The sequence below is a fragment of the Actinobaculum suis genome (assembly GCF_900618115.1).
Classification (GTDB): domain Bacteria; phylum Actinomycetota; class Actinomycetes; order Actinomycetales; family Actinomycetaceae; genus Actinobaculum; species Actinobaculum suis.
The window spans coordinates 1854901-1875837 of record NZ_UYIO01000001.1 but is presented as its reverse complement, the minus strand read 5'-3'; the positions used below and the strand labels follow the sequence as shown (position 1 = coordinate 1875837).

Below are 20937 nucleotides of genomic sequence, written 5' to 3'. Positions count from 1 at the left end.
GCAGTGTGGCGGCGCGGGCGGACACCGGTAGCGCGAGCGAACCGGTAGTGCGGTAGTCGTGTGATGGCGCGGGCAGACACCGGTAGCGCGAGCGAATCGGTAGCGCGGTAGTCGTGTGATGGCGCGGGCAGACACCGGTAGCGTGGGCGCGCGTTATAAAACCCACGCGTGGGTTTAAAACCAAAACCGCGGAATTGGTAGTTGCCTCGGGTGGGAACGTCGCAACCGAAACCGCGGAATTGGTGGTTACCTCGGGTGGTAAGGGTTGCGACAGAAACCGCGGAATTGGTGGTAGCACTGGGGGAATGAATAGCATGTGGACGGCGGAGAACCTTTGCGGGCATGCCTAGTAGAGTGAGAGATTCATAAGGAGGAAAGATAAAGATGGCTCGTTTGCGTTCAGCAACATCCACCACCGGTCGCAATATGGCCGGTGCACGCGCGCTGTGGCGCGCTACTGGCATGGGATCGGAAGACTTTGGGAAACCGATTATTGCTATTGCGAACTCGTTCACGCAGTTCGTGCCCGGGCACGTACACCTGCGGAATGTGGGAAAGATTGTTGCCGATGCAATTGCGGAAGCCGGCGGCGTAGGTCGCGAATTTAATACCATCGCGGTAGACGATGGCATTGCCATGGGGCACGACGGCATGCTTTACTCCCTGCCCTCGCGGGATATCATCGCCGATTCCATCGAATACATGGTCAACGCCCATACTGCAGATGCTCTCGTTTGCATCTCGAACTGCGACAAGATCACCCCCGGTATGTTGCTTGCAGCCATGCGGCTCAATATCCCCACCGTTTTCGTTTCCGGGGGCCCGATGGAATCGGGAGAGCCGGTAAGCGGCGTCGTCAATCACAACATCGACCTTATTGATGCTATGACGGGCTCGGCTGATGATTCCATTTCCGATGATGAGCTGGCACGCATTGAAGAAAGTGCGTGCCCCACTTGCGGTTCGTGTTCGGGCATGTTTACCGCTAATTCTATGAACTGTTTGACGGAAGCTCTCGGCCTATCCTTGCCGGGCAACGGTTCCACCCTGGCAACGGCCACACGCCGCCGCAACCTTTTCGTGGAAGCCGGGCACCTGGTCGTGAAACTGGCAAAACGTTACTACGATGACGACGACGCCTCCGTGCTCCCGCGTTCTATCGCCACCAAGGATGCTTTCAAGAACGCGATGGCCATGGATATTGCCATGGGTGGATCCACGAATACGGTGCTCCACATTTTGGCTACCGCGCAGGAAGGCGGGGTAGATTTCACGCTCGCTGATATTGACGAGCTTTCCCGGCACACCCCCTGCATGGTGAAAGTAGCGCCAAACTCTACCGAATTCCATATTGAAGATTTCCACCGGGCAGGCGGAATCCCGGCACTGCTCGGCGAAATGTATCGGGCCGGATTGCTGATAGATACAGTGCACTCCGTGCATTCCGACGATCTGGAGAGCTGGCTGGAAAAGTGGGATATTCGCGGGCCGAATCCCTCCCCGGAAGCGATTGATCGTTTCAGTGCCGCACCGGGCCGGGTGCGGACCACCAAAGCCTTCTCCCAAGATGTCACTTGGGAAACGCTCGATAAAGATTCTGAGCACGGTTGCATCCGTTCAGTCGAACATGCCTACACGGCAGATGGCGGACTGTGCGTGCTACGCGGCAACCTAGCCCCGGATGGTGCCGTCGTAAAAACTGCCGGTGTGGACGAATCGCTCTTCCACTTTGAAGGCCCGGCACGCGTCGTCGAATCTCAAGAAGACGCCGTGCACCTGATCCTTTCCAAGCAGGTGAACCCGGGAGACGTAGTAGTAATCCGCTACGAAGGTCCGCGCGGCGGACCCGGCATGCAAGAAATGCTGTACCCGACTTCCTTCCTCAAGGGCTTAGGGCTGGGCAAAGTCTGCGGGCTGATCACCGACGGACGTTTCTCCGGCGGTACCTCCGGCCTGTCCATCGGCCACATTTCGCCCGAAGCGGCCGCAGGAGGCACAATCGGCTTGGTCGAAGAAGGCGATACGATCATTATCGATATCCCGAAGCGGGAACTGCGCGTCGATGTTTCGGACGAAGAACTTGCCCGCCGCCGCGCCGCCATGGGCCCGGCGCCCTGGAAACCGAAGGAAGAACGGCCACGCAAGGTCTCCAAGGCCCTGCGCGCCTACGCCGCCCTGACCACTTCCGCCGACCGCGGCGGGGTACGCGTGGTTGACGGCTCGGTCTTCTAACCGGTGCTAACTTCTAACCGGTGCTAACTTCTAACCGGCGCTAAGCATTTTTGCAGCGGGGCCCGCCTGACGAATCAGGAGCGGTTACATCTGCTTCCGATTCGGGTGCGGGCCCCGCATTATCTTGCGCATTGTGCGCGGTGTTTGCCCGGCTTGCCGCGGCGCGCCTACCGGGCACCCCACTCGCATTGCAGGCACGCACATGCGCGAGCACGGCCGGGGTGAGCGTGGTACGCGAATCTCCCAAAGGCCCGACCAGCGAATGCGGCGGTTCCATCAACCAGGTGCGATCCGTGAGCATCCGCGCCGCCGCCAAACCCACGCCTATCGCCCCAATCGCCAGCAGCACCTGCACCCAACTGCTGAGCGCCGCCACCGTGTTCCCATCTACCAGGTCGCGCGTGGCACGCATAATCGCCGTCCCCGGAATCATCACGACGACGGACGGCACCGAAAGCGAAACCCGGGAATGCCGCGTACGCAAGGAAAGCACATGCGCAAACAGCCCCGCCGCCAAAGCCGCGATCAAACACGCAAACGCGGGCATCGCTCCGGCGTCTTGCGCATATAAACGCACCGGATTTATGAGCGCCGCATTCAGCCCCGCTAAGGCACAAGCAGCCGGATTTGCCTGGAACAACATGGCAAAACCGAAGCTGGCCACAAAAGTTGCGCCAAACCGCGCTGCCCATAACACCCCGCCCGGCAACTCATAGCCGCTCGTGGCCGCCGTCTCCCAGGAAAACAACGTGACAATCGACCACACCGCCGTGGCCGCTGCCAACAACAAAATAGAAACATACGTGACCCGGGTAAGCCCGGCCGTAAAATCAGCGCGCAATAAATCCAGGAGTGCCGTGACCAACGGAAACCCCGGAATTAGGAACAAAATCGCAGAAACCACGCCGGCCTGGTGGGCGGCACTAATCCACCCGAAATGCACGCCGCACGCCACCAAACCCACATAAATACCGCAAGATAGCAGGCCGCATAAGAACCACACGCCAAAGGTATTCCACAACCGGCGCATTAAGGTCGAACGCAAAAACTGGCCGGCCGCAGCCGCGAAAAATACCGTCGAACATTCCACGATCCCGCCGCGGTTCAAGAAACAAAAACAGGCACACGCAAAACCGGTAATGAACATGAGTAAGGCCCGGCCATAGCGCGGGGGAGAGGCCGAAACCTGATCCATATAGACATTGGCATCCTCCACCAAAATGGCCGGTGGCAAACTATTCACCCAGTTCACCAAAGTATCTATGCGTTCCGCATTCGTGCCCATGGCACGCTGCTCGGCCGTCTCGGTACGGAAAGTCCCACCTGCATAACAGGTGAGCGTAATTTCCGTGAAAGTAACTGCCGCATGCGTATCTTCAATACCGAGTGCCACGGCCAATTGCTGCATCGCGTGCTTCACCCGATAAGCAGAAGCCCCGGCCGCCAAAAGCAACATGCCAAGCCGCAAAACCGCCCGGGACTGATGGGCCAGCCGGGCGCTACGGACCACGTGATGGGCGGTAGGGTAGCTCCCATTCGTATTTTCTGGTTCCGGCATTGTTTCCACGCTAACCATGGTAGACCTGCCAGCACGGCGGATGGAGCAGTCAAATAAGCCCGTGGTCAATTCCGCGCGGCCCAGCTGTGGCCAAATAGTGAGACGAAAACGCATTTTGGTTGCGCGGGCCGGCCCCTGAGGTATTCTCAAGCCATGGCGAATATTTTCGTACTCGTAATTAGCTAGCGCGTAGGCACCGTTTCCGGCACCCTGCGCGCTCCCCTCACATGTGAGGGGATTTTTTGTGTAACGGGAACCGGAATATTCGAAACGGCGGCCGCCTAGCGTTAGGAGCGCGTGCGAATAGAGGATGACGCTACGGCGTCGCACCTCATAACCAAGCTCTGAAGGAGGAGGAATGGCCAAACACACCCCGGCCGATGCCGCGCACGCAACGGCACGCGAGAAAAGCAGTGAGAATGCGCGCGAAAAAATGACGGGAGCGCAGGCGATCGTACGCTCGCTCGAAAAACTCGATGTGGATGTCATTTTTGGTCTTCCCGGTGGCGCAATCTTGCCCACCTACGACCCCTTATATGACACCAAAAAAATGCGGCACATCCTAGTGCGGCACGAACAAGGAGGCGGGCACGCAGCCGAAGGATACGCCCTCGCCACTGGAAGAGTCGGAGTGGTAATGGCCACTTCCGGGCCCGGTGCTACAAACCTAGTAACCACGCTCCTGGACGCCATGCTCGATTCGGTACCCCTCGTGGCGATTACCGGGCAGGTAGGAGCCGGCGCAATCGGCACCGATGCCTTCCAGGAAGCCGATATCGTTGGGGCTTCCATGCCGATGGTCAAACACTCCTACTTGATCACGGATGCCAATGATATTCCCCGGGCGCTCGCGGAAGCCTTCTACATTGCTTCCACCGGCCGGCCCGGCCCGGTGCTCGTAGACGTCACCAAGTCTGCACAAACCCAAGAAATTGAATTCGAATGGCCACCCACTTTCGATCTTCCCGGCTATCGCCCGGTTACCACGCCGAATGCGCGGCAGGTTCGCGCCGCTGCCAAACTCATGACGGAAGCTACCAAGCCCGTGCTTTATGTGGGCGGGGGAACGATCCGTGCCGATGTTTCTGACGACGTCGTCGAACTTTCGGAACTACTTAACGCACCTGTGGTTACCACGCTTCCAGCCCGCGGCGCAGTACCCGATTCGCACCCGAATAACCTGGGGATGCCGGGTATGCACGGCACCGTGCCAGCGGTAGCAGCCATGCAAAAAGCGGATCTGCTCATTACCCTGGGCGCCCGTTTTGATGATCGCGTTACCGGCGCGCTGGACGGTTTTGCTCCGGAAGCGAAGATTATTCATGTAGATATAGATCCGGCAGAGATCTCTAAGAACCGTTTCGCGGACGTGCCGATCGTGGGCAGTTTGGAAGAAACCGTGCCCGCCCTCGTGGCCGAATGCAAGAAGGAAATTGCGAAGCACGGGCAGACAGACCGCGCCGAATGGTGGCAGTATCTCAACAAGATTCGCGAAACCTATCCCACCGGTTACGAAAAGACCGCGGACGGGTTGATCAACCCGCAGTACGTAATCGAACGGCTGGGGCAGGTTGTGGGTAGCGATGACGTTATCTGGGTAACCGGCGTGGGCCAGCACCAAATGTGGGCCGCGCAATTCCTGCAGTTTGAGCATCCCCACCAGTGGCTCTCTTCGTGCGGGGCCGGCACTATGGGATACGGCATTCCGGCGGGAATGGGCGCGAAGGTTGGCCAACCCGAAAAAACTGTGTGGGTGATCGACGGCGATGGTTCCTTCCAAATGACCAATCAAGAGCTTGCCACCTGCCGGCTGGAAGGGATCAATATCAAGGTCGCGCTGATCAACAATTCTTCGCTCGGTATGGTGCGCCAGTGGCAAACCCTCTTCTACGAGGAACGTTATTCTCACACCGACCTACACACCGGAGACGGCACCGTCCACATCCCCGATTTCGTGAAACTCTCCGAGGCCTATGATTGCGCCAGCTGGCGAGTAGAAAAGGCCGAAGACGTAGACGCCGCGATTACCAAGGCCATGGAAATCAACGACCGCTCGGTGGTGATCGATTTCGTGACCTCTCCGGATGCCCAAGTGTGGCCGATGGTCGCAGCCGGGGTTTCCAATGACGAGATTATGTACGCACGTGATCTGCGCCCGCAGCTCGATGAAGATACGCAAGCCTGAAAGGAGCGAAAATAATGTCATCTCGCCATACTCTTTCAGTCCTCGTGGAAAATAAGCCTGGTGTGCTCACCCGCGTGAGCGGGCTCTTTTCCCGCCGGGGCTTCAATATTGCATCGCTTGCGGTAGGAGTGACGGAAAACCCCGCCATTTCCCGCATTACACTGGTTGTGGACGGGGATGAAGCCCCCCTCGAACAACTCACCAAACAGCTCAACAAGCTGATCAACGTGATCAAAATTGTGGAACTCGAATCGGAAACCTCGGTAGAGCGCAAACTCATGCTCGTCAAGGTGGCCGCTACCGACGCCAACCGCACCAACGTGTTGCAGGTAGTCGAACTCTTCCGGGTGCATGTGGTGGATATGGTGCCCGACGCCGTTACCATCGAAGCCACCGGATCAGATTCGAAACTCGAAGCTCTACTCATTGCTCTCGAACCCTACGGGATCAAAGAAATTGTGCAGTCGGGCACGGTAGGCCTACAACGCGGAGCCCGCTCGCTTTCCGAACGCGTGACTCACGAACTGCAACTGGGTAAATAAAAAGGAACTCGGCCCGTGCCAGCGCTCGCGCCGCGGGCCGAGCAGATAACAATATGCGCTGGTTCATTCGGTGAACAACTATCTTGTGTCGAAGCAAAACCGCGTAATCTTAGAGACGTAGCCGAACGTAGTAAAGGAGACTATTGTGGCAGAAATTTTTCATGACGACGATGCTAACCTCGCGCTCATCCAGGGCAAGAAGGTAGCGATCATTGGGTACGGCTCCCAGGGGCACGCCCATGCGCTCAACCTGCGCGATTCCGGGGTTGAAGTAGTAGTAGGCCTGCGCGATGGTTCCAAGTCCATTGCCCGTGCTACCGAGCAGGGTCTCACCGTAAAGCCGGTAGGCGAGGCGGTAAAGGATGCCGACGTCGTGATGATTCTGACCCCGGACCAGTCACAACGCAAGGTCTGGGCAGAAGAAATCGAGCCGAATATTAAGAGCGATGCTGCAGTCTTCTTCGCGCACGGCTTCAATATCCACTACGGGTATATCAAACCGGATGCCCAGCACGACATCATCATGGTGGCTCCGAAGGGCCCGGGCCACACCGTGCGCCGCGAATACGAAGCGGGCCGGGGCGTACCGGTACTCGTCTGCGTAGAACAAGATGCTTCCGGCCAGGCGTGGGATCTCGGCCTTTCCTACGCGAAGGCGATTGGTGGTACCCGTGCAGGTGCGATCAAGACCAGCTTCCGGGAAGAAACCGAAACCGATCTCTTCGGTGAACAGGCCGTACTGTGCGGCGGTTTGACCGCCCTGATTTCGGCCGGTTTCAAGACCCTCGTGGAAGCTGGCTACCAGCCGGAAATGGCCTACTTTGAGGTTTGCCACGAAATGAAGCTCATCGTGGATCTGATCTACGAAGGCGGGCTGTCGAAGATGCGCTGGTCTATTTCGGACACCGCCGAATACGGCGATTACGTTTCCGGGCCGCGCGTAATCGGCGCGGAAGCCGAAGCGGGCATGAAGGCGATCCTCGAAGATATCCAGAACGGTGCTTTCGCCAAGCGCTTCATTGATGACCAAGATGCGGGCGCACCGGAATTCAAGGAAATGCGTGCCGAGCACGAACAAGCGCCGATTGAAAAGACCGGCCAGCAAATCCGTTCTCTCTTCGCCTGGAACACCCAGGTAGATGAGGACTACCAGGAAGGCCATGTAGGCCGCTAAAACTGGTAGCCGGCAGGTCTGCGCTGCCAAACAGGCGCGCACGCAGCCGGGGCGCTAGCTGGAGGGTTACCAACCGCGCAAGTGGCAATTTGCGGCCGGGAAGGTAACACTAAAACCGAGCGGGGCAATGCGGACACCAACCGCATTGCCCCGCTTCGCACTCCTTTTCAGCTTTTCCCGCTATGATCCCGGTGAGAAATGCCGATTGGCGAAAAGAGGATAAGCTCGTGAGAAAGACTAAGATCACCGCTTTGGCGACTATTGCAGGCCTAAGTTTGAGCCTCACCGGATGCGCGGATACCACGCGTGCCGGCCTGCAAGAAGCAAGCCCGGCCGCTAGTGCCACGGCCGCGGCAACGCCGGCGGCTGGAGAAACACAAACGCCTGCCAGTACCGAACCGGTGCTCATACCGAAAGAAAGAACGGCTTTGGCCGGCGTCGAAATGCCTGCCAATATGGACGAATACGGGGGCATTTCCTTCGGTAAAGATCTGGTGGCGGGCACCAAGAATGAAGGCAAGCCGGTAGTAACCATTTATTCGGATCCGTGGTGCCCGTACTGCGTACTCCTGCTCGACAAGTACGGGGAACGGCTCACGGAAATGACGAAGGCCGAGCAAATCACCCTGGTGGTGCAGCCAAATCTGCGTTTTGCCGAATACCAGTTCTCGCCGGTGGCAGAGCAAGCCGAACTGTGGATGGCCGCCAATCAGCCCGATAAGTATTTCGATTACCACACCCGTTTGTACCACGACGTAAGCATGCCGTTCGCGGTGCGCGATGGCGAACCAATTCCGCGCGATAAGCGCGACGAACCGGCGGTATCCCGCGTCTACGAACTGGCCAGCACGGTAGGGGTAAGCGATACGGATATCGAAAAAATGAAGTCCGACCTAGCTTCCAATCCGTACCGCTCGCTCCTCGAACAGTTGCGGCAACGTTTCCTCGACGACGGTTTCAAATACGTGCCGACCATCCTCGTGGACGGCCTGCACCTCGAAAACTATAAGGACGGAAAGTTCGATACCGTACTCGACGAAATCGCCGCCGGCACCTGGAAGAAATAGCCTCCGGCAAAGAAACAGGGGATAGCAAAGAAACAGTAGCTAGCTAAGCGCCTGGTAACGCGGTCTAGTAGCGCGCTGGTAGCACGGCTTGGCAGCAGGGCCTAGTAGTAGGGCCTGGCAGCACGGCTTGGTGACGCGGCTTGGCAGTACGGTGCCCGCCGAACGTGTGCCCTGGCACGGGATAAACCTCGCGCCGGGGCACACATTCGCGCTACGGGTAGTATGTGCCCGGGCAGTGCTAGTGCAGCCGGACCCGGCGCCGCCGCGGGCTGCCCTGCGGTGCGTGATGCGCCGCGTAGAAACCCCGCGCCGGGGCGCAAACCCCTAAAGCGCGCGGAAGATGGCGGCCACGGCTTGGCCGCCGCCAATGCACAAAGTGACGAGCGAATGTTCGATCCCGCGTTCCTGCTGGTTTTTTAGAGCGCGCAGGGAAATGATCGCGCCGGATGCCCCTACCGGGTGACCGAGCGAAATCGCCCCGCCCAGCGGATTAGTCAGTTCGGGGTCCAGGCCGGCGTCGCGAATCACGGCCACTGCCTGGGCCGCGAAAGCCTCATTGAGCTCAATCCAGCCAATTTCGGCCAGCGTGAGCCCAGCGCGCCGCAACACCTTTTCGATCGCATAGCGCGGCGCGTAACCCATAAGTTCAGGGGAGTCCCCCACGGCACTAAAGGCCACGAGTTCACCCAGCGGGTGCAGGCCGCGCGCCCGCGCTTCGGAAGCTCGCATCAGAACGAGCATGGCCGCGCCGTCGTTAATTCCGGAAGAATTCCCGGCCGTCACCGTCCCGTTTTCTTGGAAAACCGGGCGCAGCTTCGCAAGTTTTTCAACAGTGACGCCGGCGCGCGGTTGTTCTTCGGTCCGCAAAGTTTCGGTGCCGTGGCGAGTTTCCTTCGTGAAGGGCACACGTTCCTTATCAAAAGCACCCGCGGCCAGGGCAGCCTGCGTACGCGTCTGGGACTGGCACGCGAATTCATCTTGCGCGGCGCGGCTAATGCCATACTTTTCGGCCACGCGTTCGGCGGTCACGCCCATCGCTTGCCCGCTAAACGGGTCGCTAATCAGCGCTTGCGTACCATTGACTAGCCGCCGATCAGCAAGGGAACGGGCGGTCGCGCCCCCAAAGTCCATATACGGTTGCCGGGTCATATTTTCAGAACCACCGGCGACTACGACGTCCGCCTGGCCGAGCCGGATTTCGGCCGCGGCCGTCCAAATGGCCTGCAGGCCCGAACCACACACCCGATTGACGGTCTGCGCCGTCGTCGTTACCGGGGCACCGGCACCCAAAGCGATAGCGCGGGAAATGTAAGCATCCGGGCCGGTCTGGCCCACGCATCCGACCACGAACTCGTCCACATCCGTGGCGCTCACGCCCGCGCGCCGTAAAGCCTCCCGCGCGGCAGTTGCGCCCATCTCGCTATTGGGGACATCTGCATAAAAGCCCCCAAAAGTTCCAGTGGGCACACGTGCCCCATCCACAATGACCACGCGGGAATCTTCGGCCATCCTCACTCCTTTGCAAACTAAGCGCTCATTCTAAACCTGCCCTCAGCCGCACGGGGTGCCCTGACTCATAAACCGCGGAACTGGCGAATGGTCACATGCTGAGAGTCCGCGGGACCGGTGGGCGGTTATGGCATAAAGTCAGAAATATGCGTACGTCGATTGATCTTGCGGTTATTCACGGTGATGGAATCGGGCCGGAAATTGTGCCGGAGGGGATAAAGGCTTTGCGGGCGGTGCTCGCGGGTTCGAATATTTCCCTGCAGACCACGCCTTATGAGCTCGGTGCGGATCATTACCGGAAAACCGGCCAAACTTTGGAACCAGAAACTTTAGCGCGGTTGCGGGATCATGATGCGATTTTGCTGGGGGCGATCGGGGATCCAGCGGTGCCCTCCGGGGTTTTGGAACGCGGAATTTTACTCAAGCTCCGTTTCGCTTTCGACCATTATGTGAACTTGCGGCCCAACCGGTACTACCCGGGAGTGGAAACCCCGCTCGCTAATCCCGGAAATATTGATTTCTTGGTGGTGCGGGAAGGCACGGAAGGCCTGTACTCAGGTAATGGCGGGATTACGCATAAGGATTCTCCGTTAGAGGTGGCCACCGAAGTTTCGGTGAATACCGGGCAGGGCACAGAACGGCTAGTACGCTACGCTTTCGAGTTGGCGAACCAGCGCCCGCGCAAGCATCTCACCTGGGTGCATAAAGAGAATGTGCTTGTACATGCCGGCAATTTGTGGCGGCGCAAAGTTGAGCTCGTAGCCCCCGAATATCCCGAGGTCACCACGGAATATATGCATGCCGATGCGGCGACGATTTATTTGGTGAGCGATCCGGCACGTTTTGATGTGCTCGCTACTGATAATCTATTTGGCGATATTTTGACCGATGAAGCCGGTGCCGTAACCGGCGGAGTTGGCCTTGCCGCCTCAGGAAACATCAATCCTGAAGGCCAATACCCTTCGATGTTTGAGCCGATCCATGGTTCTGCACCGGATATTGCGGGGAAACAATTGGCTGATCCGACCGCCACCATCGCGTCGGTTTCCCTCTTGCTCCAGCATCTGGGGCTCAGCCAGTACGCGCAGCAAATCGACGCCGCTATCGAGGCAGATATGGCCGCGCGCGCACAAGCAGTAACCGCCGGCACTCCACTGCGCCGGAGCACCGCCGAGATTGGGGATGCCATAGCGGAGCGGATTCTCGCCGCCGCCTAACAATGCGCGACGGCGCCGCAGCCCGCGAAGCGTTCCGCAGCGTTGCCACATGCGGCCGTGGCTACCTGTGGCTCGGGAACTGCATAAAATTTGACTTATTGGGAAAACGAACGAAGAAGTGAACATGAGTATGCCAACTAATCCGGAAGAATTGGAGCTAGCGGGAAGCGCTCCACAGCCGAGCGCTGATGCGGTAGCAGGACGATTTGCCCTGCACCCCAATCCGCAGGCGGCAAGCACGGCAGAAGTAAAAGAAATTCTTTCAAATCCCGGGTTCGGCGTACACTTCACCGATCACATGGCACGGGCTACATGGACTCAGGAAAAGGGATGGCACGATAAGCAGATCGTGCCTTACGGCCCGCTGTCTTTGGATCCGGCTGGTGCCGTGCTCCACTACGGCCAAGAAGTTTTCGAAGGTTTGAAGGCCTATAAGCATAGCGATGGTTCGCTGTGGTCATTCCGCCCGGCTTATAACGGCGCCCGATTGAATTTCTCTAGCCACCGCTTGGCAATCCCGGCCTTACCGATGGAAGATTTCCTGGGTTCGGTAGTGGATTTGGTGCGGGAAGATGCCCGGTGGGTGCCTGAAGAAGAAGGTGCTTCGCTGTATTTGCGGCCCTATATTTTCGCTTCGGAAGCGTTCTTGGGTGTGCGGGCCGCTACCCGCTATGAGTACTTGTGTATTGCCAGCCCGGCCGGCCCCTACTTCGAGCATGGTTTCCAGCCCATTAACGTGTGGGTGGAACAGAAATATCATCGCGCTGGCCCGGGTGGCATGGGCGAGGTGAAGACCGGTGGTAACTATGCGGCCTCGCTATTGCCGAAGATGCATGCGGCGGAAGAGAACTATGACGAAGTGCTGTTCCTGGACGCGGCCACGAATAAGAATCTGGATGAATTTGGCGGGATGAACGTGTTTGTTGTATATGCCGATGGGCGCGTGCGCACGCCGCGGCTTACGGGCAATATTTTGCCTGGTAATACACGTTCTAGCATTATCCAGTTGTTACAGCGCGACGGCGTTGACGTGGCAGAGGCAACTCTGCCTTTGGCTGATATTTTGGCTGGTATTGAATCCGGGGAGGTCACGGAAATGTTCGCCTGCGGGACGGCCGCGGTAGTTACCGCGGTGGGTTCGCTTACGGGCGAGGATTTCCAGGCGAAGCTACCCAGCCACGAAGTGGCGCAAAGTATCTACGATGAGCTAACCGGGATCCAGGCTGGAACTGCGGAAGATACTTTCGGATGGATGTACCGGATCGCCTAGCAACATAGCTTCTAGCGCCATAGCTTAAATATATGCAGGCCGCTGGGGAAGAACCTCAAAACCTTAGGTTCTTCCCCAGCGGCCTGCGGCGTCGTTAGTTGGGAACACGCGGGCACGGACTGTGATGCGCAGGTGTTAGCTGGAATGCTTGCCAAAACGGCTAGCCGTGCGATTGGCCAACCTTGCGGTTTCCGGGCCTGTGCAGTTGGCCAGCCTTCGCGCTTAGCTGGCTGGCCTGATTGGCTAGCTGGGGTTACTAGCTGGCTGGCCTGATTGGCTAGCTGGGGTTACTAGCTGGCTGGCCTGATTGACTGGCTGGGGTTACTAGCTAGCTGGCCGGAGTGCTTGGCTGGGTACTTCCGGTGTGCGCATTAGCTGGCTGCCTTGTGGCTTACCTGAATTGGCCCGGGAAGGGGCCGAAGTTGCCCGGATTGCCATATCCAAAGGACTGGTTGAGTTTTGCTTGCATTTCTTCGTTGAGCTTGCGGCACCAGGAGGGGATGAGGAAGGCACTAACGATTAGCACGAGCCAGGCGACGATATACACCCAGATAGAAATAAGCGGGAGCACGCCGAAGTTACCGCTGCTACCTAGCTCGATATAGGTCGGTAAATCAAGTATGAGACCCGACTGGGCATATTTCGCAAACGTAAAGAATAGACAAACAAAGTAGAACACGCTCGAAAAGACATGGAAAATGCCAAGGCTTTTCCGGCGCAGGTAGAAGGCGTGACCACCCACTCCGCCCAGGAAGAACCACAACAGGTAGGAAACCGTCAAAGATTTCGGCCTGTAATTAGCCATGGCCTCTACCTGCTGTGCGGCTTGATACTGAGCTTGCCGGACGCGTTCCTCGTAGCTTGGTTCATAGGGTGTGGCATAGGCCTGCGGGCCGGATCCGGCGCCATAAGCGCTAGCATCATAGCCCGGCGTGCCGTAGCCCGGCGTGCCGTAGTCCGGTGTGCCGTGGGCGGACGTGCCGTGACCGTAACCGGATGCGCTGTAACCGGGCGTGCTGTAATTAGACGCTCCGTAACCGGACGCGGCCGTTCCCGCATCCGCAGGTGCACCTGCACCGGAGGCAGTAGCTCCGGAGGCGGAAGCCGCAGTGTGGTCAGCCGTTTCGCTGGGAGGTGTGGCTCCTGAGTTGGCGGAGCCAGCGGTCGCGTCAGAAACCTGGTTCGTATCGAAAACAGAACCCGAATACGAGGTTTCGCCGCTTTCGGTACTTTTATCGCGACGATCGTCTTGGCCGCTAGGATTGGTAGTCATCTTTTCTCCGATTTGTTGTGTCGAATTGGCAGTGGGCTCAGCATATCGCGGGGTAGAAAACACTGGGACCCTAATCGCGAATTATTATCCCGCCCGATGTAAAAAAGCAGCCTTGGCGAACGTTTTATGCTACGCCGGGGCTCTAATTAGCGGGAATTAGCAGAAATTAGCGGGCCGCGTATTTATGGCCGCGGGCGCGGTCCGAAAACCGCGGTTCCCACGCGTACAATCGTCGAGCCTTCTTTTACGGCAATTTCCATGTCATGGGTCATCCCCATGGATAGTTCGGTGCAGGTGGGAATTTCGCTTTGCAGTTCATCGCGCAGTTCTCGTGTGCGGGCGAAGGAGGCAGCCACTTCGCCCACATCATCAGTGTGTGCCCCAATGGTCATCAGCCCACCCAGACGTAAATTAGGTAGTTCGCTAACGATGCCTGCCAGTTCGGCTACTTTTTCCGGAGCCACTCCGTACTGGGATTCGGAACCGGCCGAGTTCACCTGGATATATACCTCGAAAGGCTCCGTGGCTTCCCCGTTGGAAATTCGGGTTCCTTGCAACCGATCCAGGCGCCGGGCCAAGCGTTCCGAATCAAGAGATTCAATACAGTTCGCAAATTCGAGCGCTTTGCCGGCTTTATTCGACTGCACATGGCCAATTACATGCGTCCAATGCGGTTGCACATCAGTAATCTGCGTTTCCACGGCTTCTAATTGCTGGATGAGATTTTGCCCCAAGAAACGGCAACCATGTTCGAGGGCGGCACGGATTTTCTCAATCGGTTGGTATTTGACGGCCAGCTGCAAACGAGTTTCGCCCATAGACCGGCCGGCCTGAACTTCGGCTTCGCGTAGCCGGTGTACCACCTGGTCGATCCGGCTCGGAATTTGCGCCAATTCCGTGGGTGCCGTTGGCGTGGCTGCCGTTGGCGTGGGTGCCGTTGACGTGTGCCCGGACCGGGCAGGTGCCGGCCTGCCAGGTGCCGGCGGGGCCGGTGCCGGCCTGCCAGGTGCCGGCGGGGCCGGTGCCGAGGCAGCACCTGCGGTATCTGCTGTTGCGGCTGGTAAACCCGCGATAGTAGGTTCTGTAGATTCTTTGTTTTCCTTGCGCATTCGCAAGAAACCTCCCCTAATTCAGATTTAGTGTTTGCGGCCCTGCTGTTGCTTTGGAATCGTCCTAGAGTTCGCCGACGCTGATAACGCGGAGCATAGCAGTGTTTTCTTTGTCAGATTCTGCGAGGTCAATTAGAGCCCAGAAGCCCCAGGCGTTGTCGTCTGCGCCGTCGTCGAAAGTTTGGCGGGCAAGCCACCAGTCACCGTTATCGAAACGTGCGGTTTCGGATTCCGGGACTCCCGCGGCTACCAGGGCAGCGGCGTCGGGAGCTTCGTTTATGTTTACGAAACGGGAAGAGCGTGCATCCGCGCCGATGAGTATTTCTTCGTATTCATCGAAGAAGGGATCGGTCGCGTCCATCCACTCATCGCCTCCCCAGAACACTCCGCCTTCCCACAGTGGGGCGCGCCCGGTTTCGTCCAGCGCGTCCAAATCTTCGCGGGCCACTGCTTCCACGATGTGGAAAAGCGCGTTGCGAATCGACTTGCGGAAAGCATGTTTTGAGCGCGAAAGCCGTACGGTGCCATCGGCATCAGCTCCGTAGGCAAGTTCGCGGGCCCCGCCTTCCGGGTCGCTTTCGATGCGCGTGAGCTCTGCCGAAGTAAGAGTGCCGTCCCGCAAAGCTTCCCATTCGTCCAAAAGTGAGGAATCAACCGAGCGGACCAGTTGGCCAAGCCAGTTAATCATTGATTCCAATTCTTCGGTACGTGCCTCCAAAGGCACACTTTGCCGCAAAGCTTTATAGGTGTCTGTCAGATAGCGCAGCAGCACGCCTTCCGAACGTTCCGCATCGTAGCGGGAAACAAATTCGGAGAACGTTTGCGCGTTTTCGATCATTTCCCGCACGATCGACTTCGGCACGAGTTCGTAGTCTGCTACCCAAGGGTTAGTTTGCGCGTAGATATCCAGAGCAGCACGCAGTTCTTCGGCGAGGGGTTGCGGCCAAGTAATTTTATCGGCCTCCGCCATGCGTTCCTCATACGGGACGCCGGCCAGCTTCATGCGGTTGATCGCCTGGCCGCGAGCCACTTTCTCCTGTGCGTACAGAATCTGGCGCGGGCTTTCCTGTACCGCTTCGATTACCGAGATCACGTCTAGCGGATAATCCGCAGAGTCTGGATCGAGCAGGTCGAGAGCAGCAAGCGCGAAGGGGGCCAGCGGCGAATTCAAAGCGAAATCTTCCGGTACTTCCCGGGCGAAGCTTACCGCGGATTCTCCCGGGTGCTCGGCTTGCCACTGCGGGCTGCGATGTACCAGCACGCCAGCTCGATGCAAGGTTTGGTACACGCTAAGGGCTTGGCGCAAAAGCGGATTGGAAGCCTGTTGCGGTTCATGCGTGTGCGAAAGCGTGTAGCAAATCTGCGCCACCGCATCCCCGGAGCGTTGCAACATATTGAGAATGAAAGAGTGATTCACTCGCATTTGCGACTGCAGTTGTTCCGGACTTGCCGACTGCAGATAGTCGAAAGTGTTCTCCGACCACAAAACTGCGCCTTCCGGGGGCCGTTTCTTCTGGATCCGTTTGATCTTTTGCGGATCATCCCCGGCATTAGCTAAGGCCCGCGCGTTCTCGATCTCAAATTCGGGGGCTTGCGCGATCACATCGCCTTGCGTATCAAAACCGGCGCGGCCGGCCCGGCCCGCAATTTGGTGGAATTCTCGCGCGGAAAGACGCCGTTCCCGGCGTCCGTCGTACTTCACCAGACCCGTCATGAGTACGGTACGTATCGGCACATTAATGCCGACGCCGAGCGTATCCGTTCCGGAGATCACCGGCAGTAGCCCAGCTTGGGCGAGCCTTTCTACTAGCCGGCGATAGCGGGGGAGCAGACCGGCATGATGTACGCCAATACCTTGCCGTAGCAGACGAGAAAGGATTTTTCCGAACCCCGCGGAGAACTTGAAATCTCCGATGGCTTCCCGGATCTTTTCTTTCTGGGCCGGTGTCACTAACGATATGGACTGGAAACCGGTGGCCGTCTCAATTGCCTGGCGTTGGGAGAAATGCACGATATAGACCGGCGCTTGGCCTTTGGCGATCAGATCCTGCACTAGTTCATTGGTAGGCGTGTAGCTGTAGTGGAAATCGAGCGGGACCGGACGTTCTGCACCCGTAATAAGCGCCACGCGCCGCCCCGTGCGTTTTTCTAAGTCTTCTTCGATCCGGCTCGTATCGCCCAGCGTGGCCGAAAGCAGGATTTGCCGGGTTTGCGGCAGTTCGAGAAGCGGGACCTGCCATGCCCAACCTCGCTGCGGATCGCCGTAATAGTGGAATTCGTCCTGCACGAGCACGTCAATATCGGCGTCTTTACCTTCGCGTAGTGCAATATTGGCTACGATTTCCGCCGTCGCACAGATAATCGGGGCTTCCCGGTTAATCGTGGAATCGCCCGTCATCATGCCCACATTGTCTGCCCCAAAAGCGTCAATCAGTTCGAAGAATTTCTCTGATACCAGAGCTTTTAGGGGAGCGGTGTAGAAAGCAGTTTGCCCGTGTGCCAGGGCATTGAAGATAGCAATGAGCGCCACCATGGATTTACCGGAGCCGGTGGGCGTAGAAACAATGAGGTGGCTGCCTTCTAAGCAACCCAGCAAAGCTTCTTCCTGGTGTGGATAAAGCGGCCGCCCCGTTCCTTCCGCCCACTGCGTGAAGGCATCGTAGAGCGCATCATCGGGTGGATTTAGCCCGTACTCATCTTCAAGGCGGTCAAGCGCCACATTCAACTGCGGTAATGCCATGCTTCTAGGGTAGCCGCACCTTCCGACACAATTGGTGGTGCGCCAGAAATAGCTCGAAAACTGCGGTGTGCCGGGTATTACAAAAATTCAACTTGCGGCGATGGGTTGGTGGTACTAAGCTTATTTCTCGTCGCAAGGGAGTTGAAAGATTCCATCGGCTACATATATAATAATAGAAGCACCGCTAGCTCAATGGTAGAGCAACTGACTCTTAATCAGTGGGTTGTGGGTTCGAGTCCCTCGCGGTGTACTGATCGGGAACGGCCTGGAGTTTGGAAGCAGACTCTGGGCCGTTTTCGTATGCGAGCGGCTTTACAAGTTCCCAGGGCTCAACATCGAAGATCAACGCGAGATCTTCGAGATCTTCAAAGGACCACGCGCTAGCTCCGTTCCACTTTCTCCCAATTGTTGGCTTCGAAACATTCATGATTCTCGCAATATCGGCGCGAGAGAGGTTCGCAACTCCGGCACGTGCACGAATGTTCGCGGCTACTCTTTCGCGTAATGAAATCTGGTTCTTAGTAACTGCTTGCGTACTCATACTCACATAGTAACCGAAGTGGATACAAGTAGGGAAGCTATGGGCCAGTAATTGACACAGAGGATCGAAAACTGTTACGTTAGGTTCATGAATCGTTACAATTTGGAAATTAGTGAAGCCGTGAGGGGATATCTAGCCCTCAATGGCCTCAAGCAGAGAGAGCTTGCCGAGCGAATCGGCATGCGGGAAATGACTTTCTCTCGGAAAATTTGCGGTAGCCGGTCTTGGCGAGTTTCCGAGCTTTATCAGCTAGCCGCCGCGGGAGTAAAAGTTCCGCCGCTTGATGGTGATCGGCGGCGGGCTTGCTTGGCAGGTGAAGGGACCGCCCAGTAATGACGGATTCAGGCATGAGAGATCACCCGGCTTCATATCTTGACCGGGCTAGGCATCGATATAACGCGGCGGTTTGCGAGCTAGATGCAGCATTGAGGGCTCTCGAAGAAACAGAGCAGGCGTCATTCTCACCGCGCTGGGCGCGCATTCTGGCTGATAAGCGCAGGCGTGTTTTAGATTCCGTAATCGCGGGTGGAAGGGCGCCCGGTGGTGCTCGTTTCGATGAACTCGGCGATTTCGGCGAGAGCGGAAGCGATGAGGTCAAGGGCCTCGGAAAGGTCTTTCCCTTGCGGGCCGGTCGTAGAGATTCGGTTACTGGTCTCAACAATGTTCGCGGTGATATCGGCGACCGTTTTACCAAGAACTTGGGCATCATTCATGTTGTTATTCATGATGCCCATGTTAGTGAATAGGGCAGATCGTGGACGCATATAGCTATTTCGTTTCGCAAGCAGTCAGGCGCTTCATGATCGATAACCGATTGAGCGCGGATTACGTGGCTCGGCGGCTTTCATCGAGCAGGGCAACCGTGTACGCGAAGCTGCAGGGGGTCCGTCGGTGGCAGGTTGCTGATTTGCGGGCGCTTTCATCTATCGGGGTGAAGCTGCCGCCCCTTGATCTGCCTGATCGCAGTATTGGAGCTGCAAGATGAGTAACTCTTTGAAAATCATGTTGTTGGCCGCGCTGATCGCGATTCTGGTGGGTGCGGTAGTAGTGGTCCCGTGGCCGGGTGCGCGGTTAGTGGCAGGGCTTGGCATTGCTGGGGCCGGTTTCGTGGTTGGTGCTGTGGCGGCGTACACGCCTATTGATGATGAGGAAATGTGAGATGAGTACGAAGAGTAAAGCGTTCACGCTGACCGCGTACGCGCCGCTGTCTTCGCTTGTGCGCTCCCTGGAGCGTGCAGGCTGGGGAACGCTGCACGGGCGGGCTCATGGCGGCGTGCGGTCAATCTTGCGGGCACTCGCAGCACGGCTCCCAGATAAGAGTGCTGAAGGCCTGGCTACGGAATTCCAGCTTGCTCAGAGTGCAGGTATTTCAGTGCGGTGGGCGCGCCGCTGCCTCGGCGTTTTGGAAAAACTCGGCGTAATCAAGTGGACGCGCGGCGGGATTCTTGCAGGCAAGCCCCGTGCCTCATTCTTCCGAGTATCGAAGAAGAAGTTATTAGCCATGGTGAAGAAAGCTCGTGGTATCGGCGATGAGAGGACAGCCAAGAATAACAAGGACCGTAATGAACGGCTCGCCCGCTGCAGAAATACGCGTTTCATGTTTCGTACGCCGGTCCACGATAAGACCAGCTCCGTCCATGCGGAACTAACTTCCGACCTCCTCACTTCTAAGGAAGGAAGACTCTCAGAGTCTTCTTCCTTCCTTGGGTCTCTTCCGCGTAAAAAAGCGGCCGCTCCTTCGGAGCGCGCTCTTCCAAGTGTGGCCCGGCTTGTGCGAGAGTCCGCTATAAACGCCAAATTAATCGCGCAAGCACACAATGATGAGCGATCTTACCGATTCCGGTCCAGTGTGGAGAGAATCGAAGCACAAGGAAAGAATACGATCGCCGCTATCAAGCAAGTACTATTCGGAGATAAGAAATGAATGCCAAAGCTGAGGAAATTCAAAAGGTAGCTAGGCGGCGCGTAGCCCACGAGCAGGGAAGAGCATGGACACAACCGGGCCATGCTATCTATCGGCGTCATTACATGATTCTGAGCGGGCTCACCGAAATTGAGCACGCATCGGCTAATACTCGAAACACGGCCTACATCTGCCGGTGTATAGACGCAATTCGGGATTTACTCCGCGAAGCATGGGAGTACACGCAAGAACTGGAGTCCCAACTATGAGCCGGCGGGGCAGGTCCTGGGGAGGCGGGACGAAGATACGCAAGCTCACTGAGTTAGTCATAGCCCACTACGGTTTAGAGTGCTCGGTATGCCATGAAATGATTGACCTGCGCTACCGGAGCCCTTCACCGAAGTCATTCAGCATTGACCACGTGCTACCAAGAGCTTTAGGCGGATCAGATGATATAGCCAACCTTCGGCCGGCTCATCGAGGCTGCAACTCCGCGAAAGGGAAGAGGATCTTACAGCCGGCACGCAGGCGCTATCTGAACCGGCAGTTTTTCTGAGGAGAAACTGCCAGTCGATCCCCCTCGCTCCTTCCTTTTCTACCCAGACCGGATGAAAAAG

18 protein-coding genes and 1 tRNA gene are annotated in these 20937 nt (G+C 57.5%); 12 read left to right on the top strand and 7 right to left on the bottom strand.

Translation table 11 applies throughout. The features are described from left to right. The first annotated feature begins 384 nt into the window (after window positions 1-384). On the top strand, window positions 385-2232 hold the full coding sequence (gene ilvD / locus H8274_RS07630) for a dihydroxy-acid dehydratase (RefSeq protein WP_185934224.1): 1848 nt from the start codon (window positions 385-387) through the stop codon (window positions 2230-2232). Between the two features lie 40 nt (window positions 2233-2272). Here ilvD and H8274_RS07625 read toward each other — a convergent pair whose 3' ends face one another. After that, window positions 2273-3790, bottom strand: a complete 1518-nt coding sequence (locus H8274_RS07625; protein ID WP_244924572.1) for a threonine/serine exporter family protein — start codon at window positions 3788-3790, stop codon at window positions 2273-2275. 358 nt (window positions 3791-4148) lie between these two features. Between H8274_RS07625 and H8274_RS07620 the strand changes: the two genes are divergently transcribed. The 4 genes from H8274_RS07620 (at window position 4149) to H8274_RS07605 (ending at window position 8758) form a co-directional block, all read left to right on the top strand. Next, a complete protein-coding gene (locus H8274_RS07620) occupies window positions 4149-5975 on the top strand; it encodes an acetolactate synthase large subunit (RefSeq protein ID WP_185934222.1) in 1827 nt (608 codons plus the stop codon). Between the two features lie 14 nt (window positions 5976-5989). Further along, window positions 5990-6517, top strand: a complete 528-nt coding sequence (ilvN, locus tag H8274_RS07615) for an acetolactate synthase small subunit (protein WP_049619867.1) — start codon at window positions 5990-5992, stop codon at window positions 6515-6517. Window positions 6518-6659: 142 nt separating this feature from the next. Then, window positions 6660-7691, top strand: a complete 1032-nt coding sequence (gene ilvC, locus H8274_RS07610; RefSeq protein WP_074660805.1) for a ketol-acid reductoisomerase — start codon at window positions 6660-6662, stop codon at window positions 7689-7691. A 227-nt stretch (window positions 7692-7918) separates the two neighbouring features. Further along, the gene (locus tag H8274_RS07605) at window positions 7919-8758 is read left to right on the top strand and encodes a DsbA family protein (protein WP_185934221.1); all 840 of its coding nucleotides are present in this window, start codon (window positions 7919-7921) and stop codon (window positions 8756-8758) included. Window positions 8759-9082: 324 nt separating this feature from the next. On the opposite strand, the gene H8274_RS07600 is transcribed toward H8274_RS07605, so the two are convergent. Next, complete coding sequence (locus H8274_RS07600; RefSeq protein ID WP_185934220.1) at window positions 9083-10267, bottom strand: thiolase family protein; 1185 nt, start codon at window positions 10265-10267, stop codon at window positions 9083-9085. A gap of 146 nt (window positions 10268-10413) precedes the next feature. Here H8274_RS07600 and H8274_RS07595 point away from each other — a divergent pair, with 146 nt between their 5' ends. After that, on the top strand, window positions 10414-11484 hold the full coding sequence (locus H8274_RS07595; RefSeq protein WP_185934219.1) for a 3-isopropylmalate dehydrogenase: 1071 nt from the start codon (window positions 10414-10416) through the stop codon (window positions 11482-11484). Between the two features lie 124 nt (window positions 11485-11608). Beyond that, the gene (locus tag H8274_RS07590) at window positions 11609-12754 is read left to right on the top strand and encodes a branched-chain amino acid aminotransferase (RefSeq protein ID WP_065414857.1); all 1146 of its coding nucleotides are present in this window, start codon (window positions 11609-11611) and stop codon (window positions 12752-12754) included. Window positions 12755-13145: 391 nt separating this feature from the next. Here the strand turns inward: H8274_RS07590 and H8274_RS09595 are convergent, their stop codons facing one another. The 3 genes from H8274_RS09595 to H8274_RS07575 all read right to left on the bottom strand — a co-directional run bounded on the left by H8274_RS09595 (window position 13146) and on the right by H8274_RS07575 (window position 17876). Then, window positions 13146-14027 carry an NINE protein gene (locus H8274_RS09595; protein WP_221884779.1) on the bottom strand — a complete coding sequence of 294 codons (882 nt, stop codon included), beginning with the start codon at window positions 14025-14027 and terminating at the stop codon, window positions 13146-13148. A 182-nt stretch (window positions 14028-14209) separates the two neighbouring features. Continuing rightward, entirely contained in the window at window positions 14210-15136 is a 927-nt protein-coding gene (locus H8274_RS07580) for a YggS family pyridoxal phosphate-dependent enzyme (RefSeq protein ID WP_185934218.1), read from the bottom strand. 64 nt (window positions 15137-15200) lie between these two features. Further along, window positions 15201-17876, bottom strand: a complete 2676-nt coding sequence (locus H8274_RS07575) for a DEAD/DEAH box helicase (protein ID WP_065414860.1) — start codon at window positions 17874-17876, stop codon at window positions 15201-15203. Between the two features lie 178 nt (window positions 17877-18054). Between H8274_RS07575 and H8274_RS07570 the strand changes: the two genes are divergently transcribed. Then, window positions 18055-18126 (top strand) — tRNA-Lys (locus tag H8274_RS07570). Here the strand turns inward: H8274_RS07570 and H8274_RS10035 are convergent. Next, window positions 18088-18417, bottom strand: coding sequence for a helix-turn-helix domain-containing protein (locus tag H8274_RS10035; protein WP_185934482.1), 330 nt, complete (start codon window positions 18415-18417; stop codon window positions 18088-18090). The genes H8274_RS07570 and H8274_RS10035 overlap by 39 nt on opposite strands. Before the next feature lie 87 nt (window positions 18418-18504). Between H8274_RS10035 and H8274_RS07560 the strand changes: the two genes are divergently transcribed. Then, the gene (locus tag H8274_RS07560; protein ID WP_185934217.1) at window positions 18505-18750 is read left to right on the top strand and encodes a helix-turn-helix domain-containing protein; all 246 of its coding nucleotides are present in this window, start codon (window positions 18505-18507) and stop codon (window positions 18748-18750) included. Between the two features lie 173 nt (window positions 18751-18923). On the opposite strand, the gene H8274_RS07555 is transcribed toward H8274_RS07560, so the two are convergent. Next, entirely contained in the window at window positions 18924-19142 is a 219-nt protein-coding gene (locus H8274_RS07555) for a hypothetical protein (RefSeq protein WP_185934216.1), read from the bottom strand. 256 nt (window positions 19143-19398) lie between these two features. Between H8274_RS07555 and H8274_RS07550 the strand changes: the two genes are divergently transcribed. The 3 genes from H8274_RS07550 to H8274_RS09885 all read left to right on the top strand — a co-directional run bounded on the left by H8274_RS07550 (window position 19399) and on the right by H8274_RS09885 (window position 20876). Next, on the top strand, window positions 19399-19575 hold the full coding sequence (locus H8274_RS07550; protein WP_185934215.1) for a hypothetical protein: 177 nt from the start codon (window positions 19399-19401) through the stop codon (window positions 19573-19575). Window position 19576: 1 nt separating this feature from the next. After that, on the top strand, window positions 19577-20341 hold the full coding sequence (locus tag H8274_RS07545) for a hypothetical protein (RefSeq protein WP_185934214.1): 765 nt from the start codon (window positions 19577-19579) through the stop codon (window positions 20339-20341). Between the two features lie 211 nt (window positions 20342-20552). Beyond that, a complete protein-coding gene (locus H8274_RS09885) occupies window positions 20553-20876 on the top strand; it encodes an HNH endonuclease (protein WP_338067701.1) in 324 nt (107 codons plus the stop codon). Window positions 20877-20937 lie beyond the last annotated feature (61 nt).